23 protein-coding genes are annotated in these 22,437 nt (G+C 63.4%); 9 read left to right on the top strand and 14 right to left on the bottom strand.

Annotation, left to right across the window (positions count from 1 at the left end):
- Positions 1-198 precede the first annotated feature (198 nt).
- The 3 genes from trpS (at position 199) to NKI29_RS05655 (ending at position 2,577) form a co-directional block, all read left to right on the top strand.
- Entirely contained in the window at positions 199-1,281 is a 1,083-nt protein-coding gene (trpS, locus tag NKI29_RS05645; protein ID WP_352690993.1) for a tryptophan--tRNA ligase, read from the top strand.
- Positions 1,282-1,377: 96 nt separating this feature from the next.
- Positions 1,378-1,869 (top strand): universal stress protein, encoded by a 492-nt coding sequence (locus NKI29_RS05650; protein ID WP_023717912.1) that lies wholly within the window; start codon positions 1,378-1,380, stop codon positions 1,867-1,869.
- Positions 1,870-2,007: 138 nt separating this feature from the next.
- Positions 2,008-2,577, top strand: a complete 570-nt coding sequence (locus tag NKI29_RS05655) for a NifU family protein (RefSeq protein WP_023676386.1) — start codon at positions 2,008-2,010, stop codon at positions 2,575-2,577.
- Between the two features lie 110 nt (positions 2,578-2,687).
- Here the strand turns inward: NKI29_RS05655 and NKI29_RS05660 are convergent, their stop codons facing one another.
- The 4 genes from NKI29_RS05660 to NKI29_RS05675 all read right to left on the bottom strand — a co-directional run bounded on the left by NKI29_RS05660 (position 2,688) and on the right by NKI29_RS05675 (position 4,384).
- Positions 2,688-3,305 (bottom strand): L,D-transpeptidase, encoded by a 618-nt coding sequence (locus NKI29_RS05660; protein ID WP_352591300.1) that lies wholly within the window; start codon positions 3,303-3,305, stop codon positions 2,688-2,690.
- A gap of 338 nt (positions 3,306-3,643) precedes the next feature.
- Positions 3,644-3,769, bottom strand: coding sequence for a hypothetical protein (locus NKI29_RS05665; RefSeq protein WP_023676388.1), 126 nt, complete (start codon positions 3,767-3,769; stop codon positions 3,644-3,646).
- Complete coding sequence (locus NKI29_RS05670; protein ID WP_023676389.1) at positions 3,770-3,898, bottom strand: hypothetical protein; 129 nt, start codon at positions 3,896-3,898, stop codon at positions 3,770-3,772.
- Between the two features lie 159 nt (positions 3,899-4,057).
- Positions 4,058-4,384 carry a GYD domain-containing protein gene (locus tag NKI29_RS05675; protein WP_352476054.1) on the bottom strand — a complete coding sequence of 109 codons (327 nt, stop codon included), beginning with the start codon at positions 4,382-4,384 and terminating at the stop codon, positions 4,058-4,060.
- Positions 4,385-4,533: 149 nt separating this feature from the next.
- On the opposite strand from NKI29_RS05675, the gene NKI29_RS05680 reads away from it, so the two are divergent.
- Together NKI29_RS05680 and NKI29_RS05685 are read left to right on the top strand one after the other, a co-directional pair.
- Positions 4,534-4,833 (top strand): DUF1330 domain-containing protein, encoded by a 300-nt coding sequence (locus NKI29_RS05680; RefSeq protein ID WP_352570234.1) that lies wholly within the window; start codon positions 4,534-4,536, stop codon positions 4,831-4,833.
- 740 nt (positions 4,834-5,573) lie between these two features.
- The gene (locus tag NKI29_RS05685) at positions 5,574-6,074 is read left to right on the top strand and encodes an MmcB family DNA repair protein (RefSeq protein WP_023676393.1); all 501 of its coding nucleotides are present in this window, start codon (positions 5,574-5,576) and stop codon (positions 6,072-6,074) included.
- A 418-nt stretch (positions 6,075-6,492) separates the two neighbouring features.
- Here the strand turns inward: NKI29_RS05685 and NKI29_RS05690 are convergent, their stop codons facing one another.
- The 9 genes from NKI29_RS05690 to NKI29_RS05730 all read right to left on the bottom strand — a co-directional run bounded on the left by NKI29_RS05690 (position 6,493) and on the right by NKI29_RS05730 (position 16,503).
- The gene (locus NKI29_RS05690) at positions 6,493-6,855 is read right to left on the bottom strand and encodes a nuclear transport factor 2 family protein (protein ID WP_352448516.1); all 363 of its coding nucleotides are present in this window, start codon (positions 6,853-6,855) and stop codon (positions 6,493-6,495) included.
- Between the two features lie 85 nt (positions 6,856-6,940).
- A complete protein-coding gene (locus NKI29_RS05695) occupies positions 6,941-7,414 on the bottom strand; it encodes a carboxymuconolactone decarboxylase family protein (protein ID WP_352724960.1) in 474 nt (157 codons plus the stop codon).
- A 111-nt stretch (positions 7,415-7,525) separates the two neighbouring features.
- The gene (locus NKI29_RS05700) at positions 7,526-9,079 is read right to left on the bottom strand and encodes an alpha/beta fold hydrolase (protein ID WP_352724961.1); all 1,554 of its coding nucleotides are present in this window, start codon (positions 9,077-9,079) and stop codon (positions 7,526-7,528) included.
- Positions 9,080-9,184: 105 nt separating this feature from the next.
- Entirely contained in the window at positions 9,185-9,493 is a 309-nt protein-coding gene (locus NKI29_RS05705) for a formate dehydrogenase subunit delta (RefSeq protein ID WP_352570237.1), read from the bottom strand.
- Entirely contained in the window at positions 9,483-10,310 is an 828-nt protein-coding gene (fdhD, locus tag NKI29_RS05710) for a formate dehydrogenase accessory sulfurtransferase FdhD (protein ID WP_502896638.1), read from the bottom strand. The genes NKI29_RS05705 and fdhD overlap by 11 nt, the downstream gene beginning before the upstream one ends.
- A gap of 202 nt (positions 10,311-10,512) precedes the next feature.
- Complete coding sequence (gene fdhF, locus NKI29_RS05715) at positions 10,513-13,425, bottom strand: formate dehydrogenase subunit alpha (RefSeq protein ID WP_023676803.1); 2,913 nt, start codon at positions 13,423-13,425, stop codon at positions 10,513-10,515.
- Positions 13,426-13,437: 12 nt separating this feature from the next.
- Positions 13,438-14,994: a formate dehydrogenase beta subunit gene (locus tag NKI29_RS05720; protein ID WP_023676804.1), complete on the bottom strand. Its 1,557-nt coding sequence runs from the start codon at positions 14,992-14,994 to the stop codon at positions 13,438-13,440.
- On the bottom strand, positions 14,991-15,470 hold the full coding sequence (locus NKI29_RS05725; RefSeq protein ID WP_023676805.1) for a formate dehydrogenase subunit gamma: 480 nt from the start codon (positions 15,468-15,470) through the stop codon (positions 14,991-14,993). Before NKI29_RS05725 ends, NKI29_RS05720 begins: the two co-directional genes overlap by 4 nt.
- Before the next feature lie 133 nt (positions 15,471-15,603).
- Positions 15,604-16,503 carry a LysR family transcriptional regulator gene (locus NKI29_RS05730; RefSeq protein ID WP_023676806.1) on the bottom strand — a complete coding sequence of 300 codons (900 nt, stop codon included), beginning with the start codon at positions 16,501-16,503 and terminating at the stop codon, positions 15,604-15,606.
- A 193-nt stretch (positions 16,504-16,696) separates the two neighbouring features.
- On the opposite strand from NKI29_RS05730, the gene NKI29_RS05735 reads away from it, so the two are divergent.
- Positions 16,697-17,338, top strand: a complete 642-nt coding sequence (locus tag NKI29_RS05735; RefSeq protein ID WP_023676807.1) for a DUF47 domain-containing protein — start codon at positions 16,697-16,699, stop codon at positions 17,336-17,338.
- Entirely contained in the window at positions 17,338-18,342 is a 1,005-nt protein-coding gene (locus tag NKI29_RS05740) for an inorganic phosphate transporter (protein WP_023676808.1), read from the top strand. The genes NKI29_RS05735 and NKI29_RS05740 overlap by 1 nt, the downstream gene beginning before the upstream one ends.
- A 38-nt stretch (positions 18,343-18,380) precedes the next feature.
- Here NKI29_RS05740 and NKI29_RS05745 read toward each other — a convergent pair whose 3' ends face one another.
- Positions 18,381-18,758: a VOC family protein gene (locus tag NKI29_RS05745; RefSeq protein WP_023676809.1), complete on the bottom strand. Its 378-nt coding sequence runs from the start codon at positions 18,756-18,758 to the stop codon at positions 18,381-18,383.
- Between the two features lie 194 nt (positions 18,759-18,952).
- Here NKI29_RS05745 and NKI29_RS05750 point away from each other — a divergent pair, with 194 nt between their 5' ends.
- Entirely contained in the window at positions 18,953-20,137 is a 1,185-nt protein-coding gene (locus NKI29_RS05750) for an Mrp/NBP35 family ATP-binding protein (protein ID WP_023676810.1), read from the top strand.
- 236 nt (positions 20,138-20,373) lie between these two features.
- Positions 20,374-22,179: an IlvD/Edd family dehydratase gene (locus NKI29_RS05755; RefSeq protein WP_023676811.1), complete on the top strand. Its 1,806-nt coding sequence runs from the start codon at positions 20,374-20,376 to the stop codon at positions 22,177-22,179.
- Positions 22,180-22,437: the final 258 nt, after the last annotated feature.

Below are 22,437 nucleotides of genomic sequence, written 5' to 3' on the forward strand. Positions count from 1 at the left end.
CGCCGCAAGGCGGGTTTTTGTTTCTGGTCGGCGTCATCCCCTTCAAACAGCCTCCTGCGGCGTCTTGCTCGGCCGACGCCAAAGCCTGCGCGCCCAGTCAATACCCCTCTTGATCGCCTCCTCGCTCTCGTCCATAAGCGCGCCGTCGCAAGACTTTCGCCGCGCGCGAAACGGCCCTCCACAAGCCAGGGAAACACTATGACCGACCTCAACCAGCCCGCCTTCAAGCCGCTCGTGTTTTCCGGCGTCCAGCCAACCGGCAATCTGCATCTCGGCAATTATCTCGGCGCCATCAAGAAATTCGTCGCCCTGCAGGACACTTCCGACTGCATCTATTGCGTCGTCGACCTGCATTCGCTGACCGCGCAGCTCGTCTATGAGGACCTTCAGGACCAGACGCGTTCGATCACCGCGGCGTTTCTCGCCTCCGGCATCGACCCGACCAAGCACATCGTCTTCAACCAGTCGCGGGTGATGCAGCACGCCGAGCTTGCCTGGATCTTCAACTGCGTGGCGCGCATCGGTTGGATGAACCGCATGACGCAGTTCAAGGACAAGGCCGGCAAGGACCGCGAGAACGCCTCGCTCGGCCTGCTTGCCTATCCCTCCCTGATGGCCGCCGACATCCTTGTCTACCGCGCCACCCACGTGCCGGTCGGCGACGACCAGAAGCAGCATCTGGAGCTGACCCGCGACATTGCGCAGAAATTCAACAACGACTTTTCAGACCGCATCGCGGCGCTTGGTGTCGGCGTCGAGATGCAGGTCGGCGAAGAGACGGTGAACGGCTATTTCCCACTGACCGAGCCGGTCATCGGCGGCCCGGCGGCGCGCATCATGTCGCTGCGCGATGGTTCGAAGAAGATGTCGAAGTCCGACCCGTCGGACCTGTCGCGCATCAATCTGACCGATGATGCCGATGCCATCTCGAAGAAGATCCGCAAGGCCAAGACCGACCCGGAGGCTTTGCCCGGCGAACTGGACGGGCTTGCCGGTCGGCCGGAAGCGGAAAACCTCGTCGGCATCTATGCCGGCCTCGCCGAAATCTCGAAAGAGGCCGTGCTGAAAGAGTTCGGCGGCCACCAGTTTTCGGTGTTCAAGCCGGCGCTGGCCGATCTTGCCGTGGAAAAGCTGGCGCCGATCGCCGGCGAGATGCGCCGCATCTCCGCTGACCGCGCCTATGTCGACGCGGTGCTGCGGGATGGCGGCGAGCGTGCCGGCACATTGGCCGAAGCGACGATGAAGACCGTGCGCGACATTATCGGCCTGCTGCAAGGCTGACCTTAGAGCGGCGCCCTGTCGCCACAGCCGCCGGTCGCTTGCGGGCGGGCTGTGGCGGTGGCAGATTGCGAACCGAAACCATCGAACAGGGTGAATATGGTCTCCAAACGCCTCAGCCGCGAAGCCGGTCATCGTCGCAAGTTCCTGGCGATCATCGACGATACGCCAGAATGCGAGCGCGCCGTCGCCTACGCCTCGAAGCGGGCGCAAAGCACGGGCGGCGTACTGGTGCTGCTCTATGTCATCGAGCCGGATGATTTCCAGCACTGGCTGGGCGTCGAGAAGATCATGCGCGAGGAGGCGACCGCCACGGCGCGTGCGGCACTCGACAGCTACGCCAACAAGGTGCGCCAGAAGCTCGGCATCGAGCCGGAACTGGTGGTGCGCGAAGGCAAGCCGACCGAAGAGATCCACAAGCTGATCGAGGAAGACCAGGACATCGCCATCCTGGTGCTGGCGGCAGGCGCCGGCAAGGAAGGGCCTGGGCCGCTGGTCGGCGCGGTCGCCGGCAAGGGCGCCGCCTTTCCGATTCCGGTCACGGTGGTGCCGCAGAACCTGTCGGACGAAGAGATCGACAGCCTCGCCTGAGCGCGCCTCGCTCAAGGCAGGGGTAAAACATTCCGCCTGCCGCTTCCGCCGACGATGCCTTTCGCTTGAATGTCGGGCGGATAAAGCCTAATTAGAATTATTCCAAACTAGCTGCCCGAAACGGGCACGGAGACGGCCATGTTCATCCAGACCGAGTCGACGCCAAACCCGGCGACGCTGAAATTCCTGCCCGGCAAGGAAGTGCTGCAAGAAGGCACCGCCGATTTCCGCGATGCCGATAGCGCCGCGACGGCTTCGCCGCTCGCCGGCCGGCTGTTCGAAATCCCCGGCGTCACCGGCGTCTTCTTCGGCTATGATTTCATCACCGTGACCAAGGACGGCCCCGACTGGCAGCATCTGAAGCCGGCTATCCTCGGCGCCATCATGGAGCATTTCATGTCCGGCGCCCCGGTGATGGCCAAGGCCGGCCCCGCCGCCGAGACCAGCCAGACCGGCGAATTCTACGACAAGGCCGACGAGGAGTTGGTCGTCACCATCAAGGAGCTGCTCGACACGCGGGTGCGCCCGGCGGTGGCCCAGGACGGCGGCGACATCACCTTCCGCGGCTTCGAGAACGGCACCGTGTTCCTGCACATGAAGGGCGCCTGCGCCGGCTGCCCGTCGTCGACCGCGACGCTGAAGCACGGCATCCAGAACCTGCTCCGGCACTTTGTGCCGGAAGTGCAGCACGTCGAACAGGTCTCCTGACGCACCGTTCCATCGTCAACATCGATAGACAACAAAAAACCGGGCCAAAGTGCCCGGGTTTCTGTTTGCGACGTCTGTGTTGTTGCCTAGACGGTCCGCGTATAAGGGTCTTATATCACGATGACCTTGGCGCCGACCGAGGTGCGGTCGTAGAGGTCGATAATGTCCTGGTTCATCAGCCGGATGCAGCCCGACGACATCGCCTTGCCGATCGAATTCCATTCCGGGCTGCCATGCAGGCGATAACCCATGTCGCCGCCCTTGTTGAACAGGTACATGGCGCGCGCGCCGAGCGGGTTCTTCAACCCCGGGTCCATGCCACCGGCAAACTTGGCCAACTCCGGCTGGCGCTTGATCATCTGCGAAGGCGGTGTCCAGGTCGGCCATTCGCGCTTCAGCGCGATATGGGCGGTGCCGTGCCATTCGAAACCCTCACGGCCGACGCCGATGCCGTAGCGCATCGCTTCGCCGTCGCCCATGACGAAATAGAGGAACTTGTTCTGCGTATCGACGATAATGGTGCCCGGCTTTTCCTTGGTGTCGTAGTCGACGATCTGCCGGCGGTATTTGAACGGCACCTTTTCGATCGGAACGCGCGGCAGGTGATAGCCGGCGTCGGTCACCGCGCCGTAGTTGTTGGTGAAGATCTGCGAGCCGATGGTGCTGCAACCGGCGACAGCCGTCGACAGCGCCAGGGCCGCGACGATTGCAAGTGACTTCATGCGCATGAAAAGGTCCGATGCCTGCCCAAACAACAGCGGCTCGAGTCGGCCGCTTTTTTCATCTTCATTCATGCTGGCATTTGCTTTGCTTGCCAAGCGGGCGATGCCTATATCCTTGGACTTGTGTGCTGGTAAACCTGCGACTATGGCATTTCGGCAACAGCCCCCGCAGGATTATGTTGCAAAATCAATGGGCCAAGAACAAGAACCGGGAGACGAAGAAATCACCCATGAATGTCGGTGACGCTGCCCGGCGCTCTGGCCTGCGGCCAAGACCATCCGTTGCTGCGAGGAGATCGGACTGAGACGCGGCCGCTGCAGGAGAAAGTCCAGACGGGCCGGGTTTAATAAAGGACGCCGCGAAGCACGGTCCAAGCCAGAAGCCCGAACGTGCCGATCACCACCAATGCACCCAGGACCGTGCCGATCGTTTCAGGCAGTCCATCGGGGCGACCAGGACCGTCGGCCATTCAACTATCGATCATGACGTAGGCCGCACCAAACACGGCAACGATAATTGCCCCAAGCACCGCCCATCCTCTGATGGCCGGGCGGATTTCCTCCGGCGTCGCTGATTTCCGGTCGTCATCTTCCGTCATCTAATGCTCCTCGTAAAACACCGTAGCCGACATTGAAAGCGCAAGCTGCCGGCGCTGCCAAGAGCCGCAGTGGACTCTTTTGCGCAAAAGTTTAGGAACGTGCGCAGTTCGCGAGCAAGCGTTACCAGCCTTCGACACTCCGCAAAGCGCGGGCGGCGGTCACGATCCCGGTGGGCGATACCGGATCGACTTGGCTTTCCCAAGGGCTTCCATCGTCTCTTCGACACTTAGCAGCACGGTGGTCTCGTAAGAGCTGAGCGCGCCTCCCGCACCGATGGCGAGCATGACGGATGCCATCGACACGTTGTCCGGCGCCTCCCATAGGTTCCAGCCATCGTACTCTCCGAAGGCATACCAGAACCCGTGCAGCTTTCCGCCGACCGACTCGATGTAGGAACGGGCAGCCTCGCGTCTATCCTCGGGATTATCCATCAAGCGCGCCCAGGTTTCGGGCCTGTAGCTGAATCGCGTGAGATACATCGGCATGGTTCGTCTCTCCCAGAGCTGCCCCCACCAAGACAGTTAAGCGCCCCAATCCGGGAGAACGCGAGTCGTTTCCGAGGCGTAGTACCGCTGGCTTAGTTGCGGGGCCGCTAATAGACCTGTTTCAATGTTTTTTTCAGGGAGTAAGGTCAATGGCCGCATATCTCATTGCTGATGTAGACATAACCGACGCCGCCGTTTTCGAGGAATACCGCCGGGATGTGCCGGCAACCGAAGCCCGCTATGGGGGGAGGTACATCGCTCGCGGCGGAGCCACCAAAGTTCTGGAGGGCGATTGGGAACCTCATCGCCTCGTCATTGTCGAATTCCCGGACATGGCGTCCCTCCTGGCATGGTACGACTCTCCAGAATACAGCCGCCTCAAAGCCATCCGCGAACGCTGCGCAAAGACGAGAATTATTGCCCTGGAAGGGATGATGCCGATTAGCTGAGGGCCGGGTCGATGACAATGGCAAATCTGAGTTGCCATATCTGGTGCGGCCCGGCGACGGGACAGGAGCATTCTGATATGAATCAGCAAGCTTTAAACTTGCGGGCGGGAAATGACGGCCAATGATGGGAGGATGACGCCGGAAGCACTCATTGACGGGACCTACAAATCAATATGACCCAACACCAGATCGGCAGGCGGTGTTGCAGCGTGACCTAGGGTTGTGTCATGGCATTGAAAATGCCGGCGCCAACTATCGCACATAAGGCTGCGGCCCCAAGCCCTCCCACAATGATGCACCACCAGGCGCGGCCATTTCCCCGAAGCACGGGATTCATTTTTATCATCCGTCGCGCCAGAAGCCCCTGGTAGAGTGCATAAGAAGACCCGAAACCGGCGAGCCAAATGACGGAAAATACGACGCCCCGCGTGAGCATCCTATTGAGCCTAGTCTGCTCGACCGTCAAACTTGCATTCTCAGTAACCATGCTTCGCCACCTTTTTGATTATGCTGCGACCACTATCGGGCCTGCAGCGGTGAATATTAGATCAACCGCGACGCCTCGCGAAAACATAGCTCCCCTCACCAGTAGGAAACGCATTCATAACGCGAGCGGCCCGCCTTGTGGAAGGGCGGGCCTTGTAGCGCCCGCTCCACAGTATTTTGCAGATTAGGTTTGTCAGCCAGATAATCGCCGCGACCGGGTTCAAACCGTGAACAAAATCTGGCATGGTGCGGTAATGCCGATCATCTCACCTCTACCCCTCAATCCGCTCATCGACGGCCGCCAGTCGGAGCGCGCCATGCTGGTCAGGCGCGGCGTGCAGCGGCTGCTCAGGCAGATGGGCGCGCATGTCTTGCCCGAACTGTCGCTGGCCACCGGCCGGCGGGCCGACCTGGTTGCGCTGACCCGCCAGGGCGACATCTGGATCATCGAGATCAAATCCTCGATCGAGGATTTCAGGGTCGACCGCAAATGGCCGGACTACCGGCTGCATTCCGACCGGTTCTTCTTCGCCACCCATCCCGGCGTACCCCAGGAAATTTTTCCGCAGGAGTGCGGCTTCATTCTCTCCGACGGTTACGGCGCCGAGATTTTGCGCGATGCGCCCGAGCACCGCATGGCGGCGGCAACGCGCAAGGCGCTGATGCTGAGGATCGCACGCGCCGGTGCGTCGCGGCTGCTGGCGGCGGAGCTTGCCGGCGTGTCGGTGCCCGCGCTGGACGGCGAGAGCGAATAGAGGTTTGCGCTCTCCGTAATTATAGACGTCGCGCTGCCCCTCATCCGGCTGCCGCCACCTTCTCCCCGTAAGTGACGGGGAGAAGGGAGTAAGCCGGACTGCTATTCCACGATGCGGTAGATGTTCCACAGGCTGGTGCCCGACACGACATAGGGCTCCATCTCCTTGCCCCATTTGGCGTGCGCGTCGATCTTGCCGATCCTGGCGAAGAACGCCTCCAACTGGCGAGGCTTTCGACCTGGTGATGTGACCCGACCGTCGCTTCCCGCGCGTCGATCGATCCGGTCATGATCTGGAACTTGAGGTCGTCGAGACCGGCCTGCGAGCCGATCTCGCGTTCCCATTTCTTCAACAGAGCACGGTCTGCTTGTGGTCGAACTTGGCGTCGATCTGCCATCTGGCACTGAACATCGCCGCCTCACTCGTCCCAGGCCTGCACGACCGTCTGCCGTGCGATCTGGCCGTTCTTCAGCTCCAGCATCGCCGCGCAGAATACCTTGGTCCCGTCCGGATAGGAGCAGGCCTGGGTGAAGGCGAGGTTGTTGCCGTCGGCAATGGTGGTGTCGACCTTGTGGGTCATCGCCCGGCTGCAAATGTCGTCCCAGAATGTGGTGATCGCAGCGCGCCCGCGGATTTCGCGCGGCTTGCTCGGCGGGTTGTTGCGGTCGATCACCCGCACCAATGCGTCGTCGGCATAGAAGCTCGCCAGCAATTTTCCATCACGGCCCTCAATCGCCTTCTTGATCGCAGCGCCGTCTATCGTCTGTGTCTTGGTCAGCATTTTTTCCTCCATAGGCCCGTTTTCTCGGATCGGGTGGTTGCTTGATCAGGCACTGCCCGGCGCTCGCCGCCGGGCAGTGGCTTTTTCACTGCGACTTCGCCTTGACGGCCGCGAACACCTCGTCGGACTGCTTCTTGAAAGTGGCGAGATCGACCTGGCTGCCGTTGAGCATCGTCGACCAGTGGCGCACGATCGCCGCCATCGCCACCGCCTCCTTGATCTCCTCGTCGCTGGCGCCATTGAGCTTGGCCGCCTGCGTGTGGAAATAGATGCAGTACTGGCAGGGGATCTGCGAGGCGACGGCGAGGCCCATCAATTCCTTGGTCTTGCCGTCGAGCGCGGTGTTCGGGTTGAGCTGCACGCCCTTGATCTCGGCCCAGGCGCCGGCAACGGCGACGTCCGGCAGCGTCTTGAACATGTCCGGTACCGAGCCGAGCGTTGCCTGGATGTCCTTGTAGGCAGCCGTCGCCGAGGCGTCTTCGGCCTTGGCAGGAACGATCGCCAACAGCGCGTCAACGCCTGCCGCTAGCACCAGTGATTTGAGTGTCAACTTCAGCATTTTATTCCTCCCTTCGCAGCGCCTTTCCCGGCGATATCCGCCTGGCCTGCATGGGACGAAGTGATAGCGCTTACGCATGCCCGGCCGCTTCGCCCGAAAGCGCCATGGCTCCTATGGCCCGTGCGGGCCAGCGTGCCGGGCCGAGAACGCCGCCGCCGCCGCCCGCGACGGCAGGTCCAGCTTGAGCAGAATATTGGCGACGTGACGCTTGACGGTGTGTTCGCTCAACCCGAGTTCGGCGGCGATCGCGGCATTGCTCTTGCCATCGGCGATGAGGTTCACCACCTCGCTTTCGCGCGCCGTCAGTGCGGCCGGCTCGGCAGCCTTGGCCTTCGGCCGGCAGGCCGGCTCCAGATGCTGTTCCGAGGTCGCCTGCACCAGCGCCAGCGGCTCATCCAGCTCGTCAAGCGCGATGCGCCCGGCGTCATTGAAATGAAGGCCTGAACCGGCGGCGAGGTCGGCGACCAGCCGCGAAGCGAGGATATCGCCGCGCCCGGCATGCGCGGCAAGCTGCATCGTCACGCGCGCCGTCAACCCCGTCGGCGGCCCACGCAACTCGACCTCGCCGACATGCACGCCCTGCGCGCTGGCGACGCCGATCTCCTGCGCCGCATCGCGCAGCGCCGCCGCGCAGCGTACGGCCCGCGCCGGGCCGTCGAAGCGCGCCATCATCAGCTCGCCATGCGTGCCGGCCGGGCGGCCGCCATGGCGCCCGACCAGCAGCCGCCATGTTTCCTGGAAACGCTGGCTGCGCTCGCTCCACATGCGGTCGCCAAGCCGCGCCGTGTCGTAGATCCGGGTGACCAGCAGTGCAGCCAGCACGCGCTCGGCCTCGGCAACGGCGCGCGCTCCGGTCAGGAATTCCTCGATCAGATCGGCCACCCGGTCGACATCGCCGGTCCAGATCGGGTGGTCGCGCCCGGCCACCTCGACCAGCCGCGAATTCGGGATATTCCTTGCCAGGAAGCGGCTGGCCTCCGGGTCGACGCGCGCATCGTTGCGGCGATGGACCAGCAGCGTCGGTGCGCTGATCGCCGCCAGCACGCCGCGCACGTCGATAGCTGCATTCATGCGGGCCAGGGCGATTGCCGCGGTCGGGCTCGCCGACAGCCGCTCGAAGCGCGCCCACCATGTGGCGAAACGCGGATCGTCGACGCGGCCGGGCGCGAAATGCGGCAGGGTGGCGCCGGTACCCCATGCGGTCTCCGCCGTCGCGATGAACGCCTCAAAGCGTTCCGGCGGCATCACCCATTTGTGGAAATGCGCATAGCCGCCATAAAGCGCCAGCGCCCGCGTCCGCTCCGGGTAGGTGGCGGCGAACAGCATTGCCATCGGCGCGCCTTCCGAAGCGCCGAGCAAGGCGGCGCGGCCGCTGCCGGTCGCATCCATCACCGCGCGTACATCGTCCATGCGGGTTTCGAGGCTGGGCAGGTGGTGGACATCGACGCGGTCGGACAGACCGGTGCCGCGCTTGTCGAACAGGATCAGCCGTGAGAACGCGGAAAGCCGCTTCAACAGCCGGGTGTAGCCCTCGTCTTCCCAGTGCAGGTCGAGATTGGAAATGAAACCCGGCACGAAGACGAGATCGAGCGATCCCTGGCCGACCACCTGATAGGCGATCCGCACGTCGCCACTGGGCGCGTATCGAGTTTCGATCGGCCTCACGAGTTGTCCGCCCGACCCGACGATTTCTTATCGCCGGATCATAGCAGAGGCGCGCAGCTTGCGGCAGATGAAACTTTAGAGAGCGTGAATGTGGGCCTGCGGCGCCTACTTCTGTGACGCGGCGGTCGTCTCGGTGTTCGCTCCGCCAGCGCTGAAACCTGCGCCCTCCGGCGCGCCCGGCCGCTTGATGTGTGGCGCGGCCGCGACGACAAGTTCATTGAACCCTTCGCCGCCGCTGTCAAGCATCTCGAACAATTGCCGGCGCATCCTCGGCTCCCAGAACTTGTTGATGTGCTCGGCGACGCCGGCAATGCCTTGCTCGCGCGGCTTGGAGTGGAAAAAGGCGGCGATCTGGTTGGCCATGCGAACCAGCTTTTCGCTGGTGCTCATGAGGTGGCCCTCGTCATGCGACATGCTTGGCAACTCCGGAAACCACTCGGTCAGGATGGGTGAAAATATCGAAATCGTCGCCGCGCACCAGCGCCACCAGCGTCATGCCGGAATCGTCCGCGGTGCGGATGGCAAGTGCGGTCGGCGCCGAGACGGCAATGATGACGGCCGAGCCGATCGCCGCGGTCTTCTGCACCATCTCGACCGAAACGCGCGACGTCACGACGACGGCCCCCGACCTGCCGTCGATACCGGCTTTGGCCAGCGCGCCAGCCAGCTTGTCCAGCGCGTTGTGGCGGCCGACATCCTCACGCGCCATGACGATGCCCTTGCCGGGGAGGTAAAAACCGGCGGCGTGGACGGCACCGGTCTCGGCGTGCAGCGGCTGCAGCTTCGACAAAAGCTTGACCGAGCGGACGATGTCATTGGCCTGAAGTGTAAGTTGCGACGCACCGACCGGGTTTACCGAGCGCATTGCCTCTTCGATGGATTCGATGCCGCACAGCCCGCAGCCGACCGGCCCAGCGAGCCTGCGCCGCCGCGCTTCGAAGCGGGTGTTGGCCTGGTCCTTCAGCCGGATCTGGATATCGATGCCGGCGCCGTGATCCTCGACCTCGATCGCTTCGATTTCGTCCGGCGAGGCAATGATGCCTTCGGTCAGCGAGAAGCCGAGCGCGAAATCCTCGAAATCAGCCGGGCTTGCCATCATCACCGCATGCGTGGTGCCGGCAAAGGAGAACGCCACCGGCGTCTCTTCCGGCACCATGCGGTTGGCGGCCGCAGTACCGCCGGCGCGGCGCGCCAGGCGGCTGATCTGTGTGACAGCACGACGTTTGGGCATCACGCGGCATCCCCCTCTGGCCTGCCCTCTTTGTCATCATTTGGCATCTCCCCCTCAAGGGGGGAGATCGGCAGTTCAGGCGTCGCAGCGCACCTTTCGACTTTGGTGATTGGCGAAAGTCGAGATGACATCCAATCTCCCCCCCTGAGGGGGAGATGGCCGGCAGGCCAGAGGGGGGTACTCCGGCACGAAACCAAAACCGCTACTCCGCTGCTTGCAGCGGGGCGATGCGGCGGCTTTGCTTTGCCTGCTCGTCATAGTCGCGCTGCCATTCCGACGGGCCGTTGGATGCACCCACCTGCACCGCGGTCACCTTGTATTCCGGGCAGTTGGTCGCCCAGTCGGAGAAGTCGGTGGTAATGACGTTGGCCTGGGTGTCGGGATGGTGGAAGGTCGTATAGACGACGCCCGGCGACACCCGCTCGGTGATCAGCGCGCGCAGCGTCGTCTCGCCGGAGCGGCTGGTCAGCCGCACCCAGTCGCCGTCGCGCAGGCCGCGATTTTCGGCATCGTGCGGATGGATCTCCAGCCGGTCCTCGCTATGCCAGACCACATTGTCGGTGCGCCGGGTCTGCGCGCCGACATTGTATTGCGACAGGATGCGGCCGGTGGTCAGCAGCAGCGGGAAGCGCGGTCCGGTCCTTTCGTCGGTCGCCACATATTCGGTGCGGATGAACTTGCCCTTGCCGCGCACGAAGCCGCCGATATGCATGATCGGCGTGCCTTCCGGCGACTTCTCGTTGCAGGGCCACTGCACCGAGCCCACCCGGTCGAGAAGGTCGAAGGAAACGCCGGCGAAACTTGGGGTTGTCTTGGCGATCTCGTCCATGATCTGGGACGGATGCGTGTAGTTCCAGCCGAGGCCGAGCGCCTTGGCGAGCTCCTGCGTCGTTTCCCAGTCGGCATAGCCGCATTTCGGCTCCATCACCTTGCGCACCATGTTGATGCGGCGCTCGGCATTGGTGAAGGTGCCGTCCTTCTCGAGGAACGTCGAGCCGGGCAGGAACACATGCGCGTAGTTGGCCGTCTCGTTGAGGAAGAGGTCGTGCACGACGACGCATTCCATCGCGGCGAGACCGGCGGCGACATGCTTGGTGTCGGGGTCCGACTGCAGGATGTCCTCGCCCTGCACATAGAGCCCCTTGAACGAGCCGTCGACGGCCGCATCCAGCATATTGGGGATGCGCAGGCCGGGCTCGTCGTCGAGCTTGACGCCCCACAGGCTCTCATAGATGGCGCGCACCGCGTCGCCTGAAATGTGGCGATAGCCGGGAAGCTCGTGCGGGAACGAGCCCATGTCGCAGGAGCCCTGCACATTGTTCTGGCCGCGCAGCGGGTTCACGCCGACGCCCGGCCGGCCGATATTGCCGGTCGCCATGGCGAGGTTGGCAATGGCGATGACGGTGGTCGAGCCCTGGCTGTGCTCGGTCACGCCGAGGCCGTAATAGATCGCGCCGTTACCGCCGCGGGCGTAGAGCCGCGCCGCGCCGCGTATGTCGTCGGGATCGACATTTGCAAGCTGGCCGACCACTTCCGGGCTATTTTCCGGCAGCGCCACGAACGATGCCCAGTCCTGGAACTCGTCCCAGTCGCAGCGCTCGCGGATGAAGGCCTCGTCGAACAGGCCCTCGGTGACGATGACATGGGCAAGTGCGGTCAGCATGGCGACGTTGGTGCCCGGCTTCAGCGGCAGATGGAACTGCGCCTCGACGTGGGCCGAGCGCACGATGTCGGTGCGGCGCGGATCGAGCACGATCAGCTTGGCGCCCTCGCGCATGCGCTTCTTCATGCGCGAGGCGAACACCGGATGCGCATCGGTCGGATTGGCGCCGATCAGCAGGATCACGTCCGTCTGCTCGATCGAATCGAAGTCCTGCGTGCCGGCGGAGGTGCCGAAGGTCTGGCCGAGACCATAGCCGGTCGGCGAATGGCAGACACGGGCGCAGGTATCGACATTGTTGTTGCGGAAGCCCTGCCGGACAAGCTTCTGGACGAGGTAGGTCTCCTCGTTGGTGCAGCGCGAGGAGGTGATGCCGCCGATCGAGGTGCGGCCGTACTGGTACTGGATGCGGCGGAATTCATTCGCCGTATGGGTGAGCGCCTCTTCCCACGACACTTCGCGCCACGGATCGCTGACCTTCTCGCGGATCATTGGTTTCAGGATACGGTCCTTGTGCGTCGCGTAGCCATAGGCGAAGCGGCCCTTGACGCAGGAGTGGCCGTGGTTGGCCTTGCCTGCCTTGTAGGGCATCATGCGGATGACCTCGTCGCCCTTGACCTCGGCCTTGAACGAACAGCCGACGCCGCAATAGGCGCAGGTGGTGACGGTCGAGCGCTCGGGCAGGCCCTTCGCCAGCACGGTCTTTTCCCTCAGCGCATCGGTCGGGCAGGCCTGCACGCAGGCCCCGCACGACACGCATTCGGAATCGACGAACGCCTCGTGCATGCCGGCCGAGACCCTGGATTCGAAGCCGCGGCCCTCGATGGTCAGCGCGAACGTGCCCTGCACCTCCTCACAGGCGCGCACGCAGCGCGAGCAGACGATGCACTGCGTCGGATCGTAGGTGAAATACGGGTTCGATTCATCGCGGGCGATGTAATCGATGGTCAGCGAGCCATGGCCGGGCGCCACGCCGTTTTCCTGCTTGACGTGGTTGCGGCCGTCCACGCCATAGCGGTTCTCGGTCAGGCCGACCGTCCTGACGACCTTGTCGAACTCGCTGGCGCCAGTGCCGGCCTTCTCGCCCCACGCCGCAGGATGGTCGGAGACGTAGAGTTCCATCACGCCGCGGCGAATGGCGTCTAGCCGGTCGCTCTGCGTATGCACGACCATGCCTTCGCCGACCGGCGTCGTACACGAGGCCGGCGTGCCGCCGCGCCCGTCGATCTCGACGAGGCAGACCCGGCAGGAGCCGAACGAGTCCAGCATGTCGGTGGCGCAGAGTTTCGGGATTTCGACGCCCGCTTCCATCGAAGCGCGCATGATCGAGGTCCCCGCCGGCACCGTCACCGACTTGCCGTCGACCGTCAGCGTTACCTTTTGTTCTGCTTCAGAGGCGGGTGTGCCGTAGTCGATTTCCTGGACCAGCGATTTGATGTCGAATGCCGCGTTCATACCTGTCCGCTCCTATTCCGCTGCTTCGGCGACCGGCGTCGGCCGAAAGTCGTCCGGGAAATGGTTGAGTGCACTCATCACTGGATATGGGGTGAAGCCGCCGAGAGCGCAAAGCGAGCCGAACTTCATCGTGTTGCAAAGGTCGGTGACCAGCGCGATCTGCTTTTCCGGTTCGACGTTCTGGGAGAGCCGGTCCAGCACCTCGACACCGCGCGTCGAGCCGATGCGGCACGGCGTGCACTTGCCGCAGCTCTCGATGGCGCAGAATTCCATGGCGAAGCGTGCCTGCTTCAGCATGTCGGCGCTGTCGTCGAAAACGACGATGCCGGCATGGCCGATCAGCCCGTCCTTGGCCGCAAACGCTTCGTAGTCGAACGGCGTGTCGAACAGGGCGCGCGGGAAATAGGCGCCGAGCGGACCGCCGACCTGTACCGCCTTGACCGGACGCCCGGTCGCCGTGCCGCCGCCGATATCGTCGACGATCTCACCCAGCGTCATGCCGAACGCGGCCTCGTAGAGACCGGGATACTTGACGTTGCCGGCAATCTGGATCGGGATGGTGCCGCGCGAACGGCCCATGCCGAAATCCTTGTAGAAGGCAGCGCCCTTGTCCATGATCACCGGCACCGAGGCCAGCGAGATGACGTTGTTGATCACTGTCGGCTTGCCGAACAGGCCCTTGTGCGCCGGCAGCGGCGGCTTGGCCCGCACCTGTCCGCGCTTGCCTTCGAGGCTGTCGAGCAGGGCGGTTTCCTCGCCGCAAACATAGGCGCCGGCGCCGACGCGCACTTCCATGTCGAATGAATTGGCCGAGCCGAGCACATTGACGCCGAGCACGCCGGCCTTGCGGGCGATCTCGACGGCCTTCTGCATCACCGCCACCGCGTGCGGATATTCGGAGCGGATATAGATAAAGCCCTTGGTCGCGCCGGTGGCGATGCCGGCGATCGCCATGCCTTCGATCAGCACGAAGGGGTCGCCTTCCATGATCATGCGGTCGGCGAACGTGCCGGAATCGCCTTCATCGGCATTGCAGACGATGTATTTGCGGTCGGCCGACGTATCGAGCACAGTTTTCCATTTGATGCCGGTCGGGAAGCCGGCGCCGCCGCGACCGCGCAGCCCGGACTCGGTCACCTGCTTGACGACCTCGGCCGGCGTCATCGCCACTGCATTCTGCAGGCCCTTCAGCCCGCCATGCGCCTTGTAGTGATCGAGCGACAGCGGATCGGTGACGCCGCAGCGCGCAAAGGTCAGCCGCGTCTGCCTGGCAAGGAACGGGATCTTGTCCGGTGCGCCCAGCCAGCGCTTGTGGTGGCCGCCGGTGAGGAAGCCGCAGTCGAACAGGCTTTTGACGTCGGAGGGCTTCACCGGCCCATAGGCGACGCGGCCATTAGCTGTTGCCACTTCGACCATCGGCTCGAGGAAATAGGCGCCGCGCGAGCCGTTGCGCACGATCTTGGCCTCGATGCCGCGCTCGGCCAATTCCGCACGAACCGCCTTGGCGACCTTTTCCGCACCGAGCGCCAGCGCGCCGGAATCGCCGGGAATATAGATACGCGGGATCATGAGCGCACCTCGGCAACGATCTCGTTGAGCTTTTCGTCGTCGAGCCGCCCGATCACCTCGTCATCCAGCATTGCCGACGGCGAGCAGGCGCAAAGGCCGAGGCAATAGACCGGCTCCAGTGTCACCGAACCGTCGCGGGTTGTCTCGTGGAAACCGATGCCCAGCAATGATTTGAGCTTGGCGGCAATCGCATCCGAGCCCATCGACTGGCAGGCTTCCGCCTGGCAGAGCTTCAGCACATGGCGGCCAGCCGGCTGGCTGCGATAATCGTGATAGAAGGTCACGACGCCGTGCACCTCGGCCCTGGAAATGTTCAGCGCCTCGGCGATGACCGGCAGCGCGTCCTGCGGCACATAACCGAACTCTTCCTGGATGCCGTGCAGGATCGGCAGCAGCGGGCCTTCGAGGCCTTTCAGCTCGTGGATGATCGCCGCGGTGCGCGATGCGATCTCGGTACTTGCAGGCTGCATCGTCATGCAGCGCCCTCCCTGGTCGTGGCGGTCTTCCGCTAAGTGCTTAGGAAATCAGAGGAAACCCGCTAAATCAATAAAGCCGATCCGTTGCTCGATAGAAATTTCCAATCGTTCGCGGTCACCAGCCTTGTCTAGCCTAGCGGCGGGCGCGGAAATCGTCCGCCAGCGCCATTGCCTCGTCCAACAGCGCCGAGACCAGTGGCGTGTGCGGTTCGCGCCGTGCCGCCACCAGCCCGACGGTGTGGCTGGCATCCGGCTCGACGATCGGGATAGCCCGGATCGGCTCGGAAAAGCCGAACGTTTCCGCAAGGTTAAGCGGCATGATGGACGACCATTTGCCGGTGCGGATATGCGAAAACAGCACGATCATCGAGTTGGATTCCAATGTCGGCCGCACCTGCACGCCGGCTTCGGCCAGATGCTGGTCGATGATGCGGCGGTTCTGCATGTCGGGCGTCAGCAGGCAGAGCGGCAGCTGACTGAGTTCCGCCCATGTCACTTTGTCGCGGTCGAAATAGGGGTTCCCGACGGCGGTGATCAGCTGGTAGCGCTCGTCGTAGAGCGGCACGCTGGTGACGCGTCCGAGCGGCTCGTTGTCGAGATAGGTGATACCGGCGTCGATGTCGAAATTGCCGAGCAGCGACAGCACCTCGATCGAGGTCCGCGACAGCACCGAGAAGGTGACGCCGGGGTGCTTTGCCCGAAACGGCGTCGTCAGTCGCGCCACCATGGCCAGCGCCGTCGGGATCGCGGCGATGCGGATGCGCCCTGACAGGCCGTGGCGTGCCGCCCGCATCTCCTCGCGCATGGTCCTGCTGTCGCCGACGATGCGGCGCGCCCACACCAACACCTGCTTGCCTTCCGGCGTCAATCCCTGGAAGCGCGAGCCGCGCAGCACCAGCATCACGCCGAGCTGGCCTTCCAGCTGCTTGATGCCGGCCGAAAGCGTCGGTTGGGTGACGCCGCACACCTCCGCCGCCCGGCCGAAATGTTCTTCCCTGGCAAGTGCTATGAAGAATTCCAGCTTATCGATCATGCCGTCGGGAGCCTGTCACGGACGCTGTGTCCGATTGTAGCGCGCAACGTCGTGGAAATCGCCTTCGGCCGCAAGCCGCCTGTCTAAATCGTCCGCATCCACATCTTTCAGCCGGCTTACTGTTTCCCGCGATGGAATGCGGCGCTATGTGAATGAGACGGGGTCGTGGACTGGACACGACGGGAGACCGAACATGCTGGGCTGGTTCCGCAAGCTTTTGCCGCGCGAAGATCGCTTCTTCGACCTGTTCGAGCGGCATTCCCGCACCGTGGTCGGTGGCGCCGAGGCACTGCAGCAGCTTTTGCAGGGCAACGACATCGACCGCTGGTGTCAGACGATCATCGATCTCGAGGACGAAGCCGATCAGATCACCGCGGAAGTGCTGCTGGCCGTGCGCCGCTCCTTCATCACGCCCTTCGACCGCGGCGACATCAAGGACCTGATCCAGTCGATGGATGATGCCATCGACATGATGCACAAGACCGTCAAGACGGTAAAGCTGTTCGAAAAGAAGGAATTCGACCCGCTGATGCAGGAAATGGGGGGCGTCATCGTCGAGGCCGCCAAGTTGGTGGCCGAGGCGATCCCGCTTCTCGGCAAGGTCGGGGCGCACACGGTGCGCCTCAACGCCATCGCCGAGGAAGTCATGCGCGCCGAAGGCCGGGCCGACGACCTGCACGAACAGGGCCTGAAGGACCTGTTCAAGCGGCACGGCCGCAGCGATCCTATGGCCTATCTGATCGGCAGCGAGATCTACGGCCAGCTGGAAAAGGTGGTCGACCGCTTCGAGGACGTCGCCAACGAAATCAGCGGCATCGTCATCGAGAACGTATAGTGGAAGCCGCGATAGCCTTTCCGGTGCTGGTCGGCCTTGTCGTCGTCGCGCTGTTCTTCGATTTCCTCAACGGCCTGCACGATGCCGCCAACTCTATCGCCACCATCGTCTCCACCCGGGTGCTGCGGCCGCATTATGCGGTGTTCTGGGCGGCCTTCTTCAATTTCATCGCCTTCATGTTCTTCGGTCTCCACGTGGCGGAGACGCTGGGAACCGGCATCATCGACGCCAGCATCGTCACGCCGGCAGTGATCTTTGCAGCACTTGTCGGCGCCATCGTCTGGAATATCGTCACCTGGCTCGTCGGCATCCCGTCCAGCAGCTCGCACGCTCTGATCGGCGGTTTGGTTGGCGCCGGCGTTGCCAAGGCAGGCACCGGCGCCATCGTCTGGACCGGGTTGGGCAAAACGACGGCGGCCATCGTGCTATCGCCGGCGGCAGGTTTTCTGCTGGCGCTCGTCCTGATCCTCGCGGTCTCCTGGCTGTTCGTGCGGCGGACGCCGTTCGCCGTCGACAGCACCTTCCGCGTCATGCAGTTCTTTTCCGCCTCGCTCTATTCGCTCGGCCATGGCGGCAACGACGCGCAGAAGACTATGGGCATCATCGCCGTGCTGCTCTATTCGCAAGGCATGCTCGGCGCGAATTTTTACGTGCCGCTGTGGGTCGTCATCACCTGTCAGTCGGCGCTGGCGCTGGGCACGTTGCTCGGCGGCTGGCGCATCGTCCACACGATGGGCTCGAAGATCACCCGGCTGAACCCGATGCAGGGTTTCTGCGCCGAGACCGGCGGAGCGATCACCCTGTTCGCCGCCACCTGGCTCGGTATTCCTGTATCGACCACGCACACGATCACCGGCGCCATCATCGGCGTCGGCGCCGCCCGCCGCGTCTCCGCCGTTCGCTGGGGCATTGCCGGTAACATCGTGGTGGCATGGATCGTCACCCTGCCGGCAACCGCGGCGATCGCGGCTCTCACCTACCTCGCGGTCGGCCTGGCATGGTGACAGCACCGTAGCACTGCGCGGCAGGCGATGCGCCGTATCTACCTATCCACAAGGTTCAGGATGTTGCCGTCCGGATCCTTGAACCATGCGACCTTCATGCCCTGACCGACATGAACATCGCCCTCCAGCGTCAGGCCTGGCATGTCGTAATGCTCGAAGGTCACGCCCTTCGATTTCAATGCCTCAACGATCTTGCCGAGTTCGTCGCCGACCGTCCATGTCACAGCCGTCGCCTTGTTGGTCCCAGCGAAGTTCGAACGGTAGACGTTGATGCTGGTGTCGCCGCTTTTATAGACGATCAGTTCGCCACCTTCATTGTGCACCTCTTTCAGGCCAAGGACCCCTTCGTAGAATGCCTTGGCCTTGGCCAGGTCCTTCACGGCGAGATTGGCCGTCGCGTTGCTGTTTGCGAGCATGATTCGTCTCCTTCCCTGGCTGTCATTCCATGCTCATGAAATAGGCTGCGTTGACGATTTGGCGACGGCTGCTCCCACTGGAAATGCCGTCATATGCTCGCTGCCTCCCCGATACGCCGCTGCAATTGGTGGTCCATCGCTTGGTTCTGTTCCGGAACTGCATTATCTGGAGCGGAAAAGTAGAGGAAAAACTCATGCCCGCCGCCAATGAAAACGTGACCAAGGAAATCGTTATCGAGCGCCTGAAGACGGTCAATGGGCCGGATTTCACCGGCAATATCGTCGACCTCGGCCTGGTTTCCGAGATTTTCATTGCCGATGCCAAGGTGTTCTTTTCGATCACCGTTCCCGCTGCCCGTGCCCAGGAGATGGAACCGCTGCGTGCGGCGGCCGAACGTGTCGTCAAGGCGATCCCCGGTGTTGCCGGCGCCGTGGTCGCGTTGACGGCGGAAAAGAAGGGCGGCGGCATGGAGGCGCCGGTTCCGCAAAGACCGGCTCAGAGGCCCGCTCCGCCGACCGCACCTGCGCGTCCCGCGCCGCAGGCGCCCGCCTCGCACAGCCAGGGCAAGCGCGGCGTACCCGGCATCGAAGCGATCATCGCCGTCGCTTCCGGCAAGGGCGGCGTCGGCAAGTCGACCACCGCCGTCAATATCGCCCTTGGGCTTGCCGCCAACGGGCTGCGGGTCGGGGTGCTCGATGCCGACATTTATGGCCCTTCCATGCCGCGTCTGCTCAACATTCGTGGCAGGCCGCAGACCGTCGACGGCAAGATCCTGAAGCCGATGCAGAATTATGGCCTCAAGGTCATGTCGATGGGCTTCCTCGTCGATGAGGAGACGCCGATGATCTGGCGCGGGCCGATGGTGATGTCGGCATTGACGCAGATGCTGCGCGAGGTCGAATGGGGACCGCTTGATGTGCTCGTCGTCGACATGCCGCCCGGCACCGGCGACGCCCAGCTGACCATGGCCCAACAGGTGCCGCTGGCCGGCGCCGTCATCGTCTCGACGCCACAGGACCTGGCCCTGATCGATGCGCGCAAAGGCCTAAACATGTTCAGGAAGGTCGACGTGCCGCTATTGGGTATCGTCGAAAACATGAGCTATTTTCTCGCCCCCGATACGGGAAAACGCTACGACATCTTCGGCCATGGCGGCGCCCGCCGCGAGGCCGAGCGTCTCGGCGTCACCTTCCTTGGCGAAGTGCCGCTCGAGATGGGCATCCGCGAAAGCTCCGATGCCGGCACGCCGGTGGTGGTCTCCAAGCCGGATGGCGCTGAGGCGAAAATCTATCGCGACATCGCCGCCAAGGTCTGGGACCGCGTCAATGAAGAGCGCGGCGCGGCCGAGGCTGCAGTGCCGAGCATCGTATTCGAGTGATACGGATGTCCCTCCCCCAAGTGGTACCCTTGAGGGGAGGGTGGCCGGAAGGGCCGGGTGGGTTCGCGGCGACGCGCTCCAACTCTCCGGGATAGCGGGCTGACAAACCACGATCCCGTCTAGCGCGGAGGCAAATGTATGTCTTTCGTACCAAAGAGCGGATTCGGATGGCGCGTGCCCCTTGCCTGCTCCCGCGCGTTGTCATATCGATTTGTCATACAAATACGGAGACCACGATGGCAGGCGCCCCCACCCACAAGAAAAAATTTCGCTCGCAGGAGTGGTTCGACAATCCCGACAATCCGGGCATGACGGCACTCTATCTGGAGCGCTACCTGAATTACGGGCTGACGCGGGCCGAACTGATGTCCGGCAAGCCGCTGATCGGCATCGCCCAGACCGGCTCCGACCTGTCGCCCTGCAACCGCCATCACATCGAACTGGCCAAGCGCGTGCGCGAAGGCATCGTCTCGATGGGTGGCATCCCTTTCGAGTTCCCTTGCCACCCGATCCAGGAGACCGGCAAGCGGCCGACTGCTGCACTTGACCGCAACCTTGCCTATCTCAGCCTGGTAGAGGTGCTTTACGGCTATCCGCTCGACGGCGTGGTGCTCACCATCGGCTGCGACAAGACGACGCCGGCCATGCTGATGGCCGCGGCCACCGTCAACATTCCGGCTATCGCGCTTTCGGTCGGCCCGATGCTCAACGGCTGGCACAAGGGCAAGCGCACCGGCTCCGGCACCATCGTCTGGGAATCGCGCCAGCGCCTGTCGGCCGGCGAGATTGGCTATGACGAGTTCATGGATATCGTTGCCTCCTCGGCGCCGTCGACCGGCTATTGCAACACGATGGGTACCGCCACCACGATGAATTCGCTGGCCGAGGCGCTCGGCATGCAATTGCCGGGCTCGGCCGCTATCCCCGCCCCCTATCGCGAGCGCGGCCAGATCGCCTACGAGACCGGAAAGCGCATCGTCGACATGGTGCATGAGGATCTGAAGCCCTCCGACATCATGACCCGTAAGGCCTTCGAGAACGCCATCGTCGTCAACTCGGCGATCGGCGGCTCGACCAATGCGCCGATCCACCTCAACGCCATCGCCCGCCATCTCGGCGTTTCGCTCGACAATGACGATTGGCAGAAGGTCGGCCTCAACATACCGCTCATCGTCAATCTGCAGCCGACGGGCGAATATCTCGGCGAGGACTATCACCATGCCGGCGGCGTGCCGGCCGTGGTCGCCGAACTGATGAAGGGCGGCCTGCTGCCCTATCCGGAAGCCATGACAGCTAACGGCAAGACCATCGGCGACAATTGCAGCGGCGCCGTCAACGAGAACTTCGACGTCATCCGCACGGTTGCCGAGCCGCTGAAAGCCAATGCCGGCTTCATCAATCTCAAGGGCAATCTGTTCGATTCGGCGATCATGAAGACCAGCGGCATCTCGCCCGAATTCCGCGAGCGCTATCTGTCGAACCCGAAGGACCCCGAAGCCTTCGAGGGCAACGCCATGGTGTTCGACGGGCCCGAGGACTACCACGCCCGCATCGACGATCCGGCACAGGGCATCGACGAGCACACCATCCTGTTCATGCGCGGCGCCGGCCCGATCGGCTATCCCGGCGGCGCCGAAGTCGTCAACATGCAGCCGCCGGCCTATCTGATCAAAAAGGGCATCCACGCGCTGGCCTGTATCGGCGACGGCCGCCAGTCGGGCACGTCGGGTTCGCCCTCGATCCTCAACGCCTCGCCGGAAGCCGCCATCGGCGGCGGGCTGGCGCTGCTGAAGACCGGTGACCGCGTCCGCGTCGATCTGCGCAAGGGCACCGCCGACATCCTCGTCAGCGACGACGAGATCACGCGGCGGCGCGCCGAGCTGCAGAACAATGGCGGCTATCACTATCCCATGCACCAGACGCCGTGGCAGGAGATCCAGCGTGGCATGGTCGACCAGTTTTCCGAAGGCATGGTGCTGAAGCCGGCGGTGAAATACCAGGATGTGGCGCATACAAGCGGCGTACCGAGGGACAATCACTGACACCAGGGTTCCGTCGCACGAGCCAGCCGCCGGTGCAGGCAATTTGCCGAGGTCAGCGCCAGGAGGGGTAGGGGTGGGGGTACATCGTAGAGCGAAAGCCTCGGCTTTCCACCTGCGATAGCCTGCCGTTAATGGGCAGAAATGCCCGGCACAGGGTTGGACGCGGTCATTTGTCAACAGCGATTGCTCCCGCGAGAACGGCAATGCTTGACAAGCGAGCGCGACAAATCCACGATCATCGCAAGGGGTTAATCGCGA

The organism is Mesorhizobium sp. M0678, assembly GCF_040320505.1.
In the GTDB taxonomy this organism is placed as follows: domain Bacteria; phylum Pseudomonadota; class Alphaproteobacteria; order Rhizobiales; family Rhizobiaceae; genus Mesorhizobium.

What these genes read in the sequence shown, in the direction of transcription:
- trpS (WP_352690993.1), top strand. Translation starts at nt 199, where the DNA reads ATGACCGACCTCAACCAGCCCGCCTTCAAGCCGCTCGTGTTTTCCGGC.
- NKI29_RS05650 (WP_023717912.1), top strand. Translation starts at nt 1,378, where the DNA reads ATGGTCTCCAAACGCCTCAGCCGCGAAGCCGGTCATCGTCGCAAGTTC.
- NKI29_RS05655 (WP_023676386.1), top strand. Translation starts at nt 2,008, where the DNA reads ATGTTCATCCAGACCGAGTCGACGCCAAACCCGGCGACGCTGAAATTC.
- NKI29_RS05660 (WP_352591300.1), bottom strand. Translation starts at nt 3,305, where the DNA reads ATGCGCATGAAGTCACTTGCAATCGTCGCGGCCCTGGCGCTGTCGACG.
- NKI29_RS05665 (WP_023676388.1), bottom strand. Translation starts at nt 3,769, where the DNA reads ATGGCCGACGGTCCTGGTCGCCCCGATGGACTGCCTGAAACGATCGGC.
- NKI29_RS05670 (WP_023676389.1), bottom strand. Translation starts at nt 3,898, where the DNA reads ATGACGGAAGATGACGACCGGAAATCAGCGACGCCGGAGGAAATCCGC.
- NKI29_RS05675 (WP_352476054.1), bottom strand. Translation starts at nt 4,384, where the DNA reads ATGCCGATGTATCTCACGCGATTCAGCTACAGGCCCGAAACCTGGGCG.
- NKI29_RS05680 (WP_352570234.1), top strand. Translation starts at nt 4,534, where the DNA reads ATGGCCGCATATCTCATTGCTGATGTAGACATAACCGACGCCGCCGTT.
- NKI29_RS05685 (WP_023676393.1), top strand. Translation starts at nt 5,574, where the DNA reads ATGCCGATCATCTCACCTCTACCCCTCAATCCGCTCATCGACGGCCGC.
- NKI29_RS05690 (WP_352448516.1), bottom strand. Translation starts at nt 6,855, where the DNA reads ATGCTGACCAAGACACAGACGATAGACGGCGCTGCGATCAAGAAGGCG.
- NKI29_RS05695 (WP_352724960.1), bottom strand. Translation starts at nt 7,414, where the DNA reads ATGCTGAAGTTGACACTCAAATCACTGGTGCTAGCGGCAGGCGTTGAC.
- NKI29_RS05705 (WP_352570237.1), bottom strand. Translation starts at nt 9,493, where the DNA reads ATGTCGCATGACGAGGGCCACCTCATGAGCACCAGCGAAAAGCTGGTT.
- fdhD (WP_502896638.1), bottom strand. Translation starts at nt 10,310, where the DNA reads ATGCCCAAACGTCGTGCTGTCACACAGATCAGCCGCCTGGCGCGCCGC.
- fdhF (WP_023676803.1), bottom strand. Translation starts at nt 13,425, where the DNA reads ATGAACGCGGCATTCGACATCAAATCGCTGGTCCAGGAAATCGACTAC.
- NKI29_RS05720 (WP_023676804.1), bottom strand. Translation starts at nt 14,994, where the DNA reads ATGATCCCGCGTATCTATATTCCCGGCGATTCCGGCGCGCTGGCGCTC.
- NKI29_RS05725 (WP_023676805.1), bottom strand. Translation starts at nt 15,470, where the DNA reads ATGACGATGCAGCCTGCAAGTACCGAGATCGCATCGCGCACCGCGGCG.
- NKI29_RS05730 (WP_023676806.1), bottom strand. Translation starts at nt 16,503, where the DNA reads ATGATCGATAAGCTGGAATTCTTCATAGCACTTGCCAGGGAAGAACAT.
- NKI29_RS05735 (WP_023676807.1), top strand. Translation starts at nt 16,697, where the DNA reads ATGCTGGGCTGGTTCCGCAAGCTTTTGCCGCGCGAAGATCGCTTCTTC.
- NKI29_RS05745 (WP_023676809.1), bottom strand. Translation starts at nt 18,758, where the DNA reads ATGCTCGCAAACAGCAACGCGACGGCCAATCTCGCCGTGAAGGACCTG.
- NKI29_RS05750 (WP_023676810.1), top strand. Translation starts at nt 18,953, where the DNA reads ATGCCCGCCGCCAATGAAAACGTGACCAAGGAAATCGTTATCGAGCGC.
- NKI29_RS05755 (WP_023676811.1), top strand. Translation starts at nt 20,374, where the DNA reads ATGGCAGGCGCCCCCACCCACAAGAAAAAATTTCGCTCGCAGGAGTGG.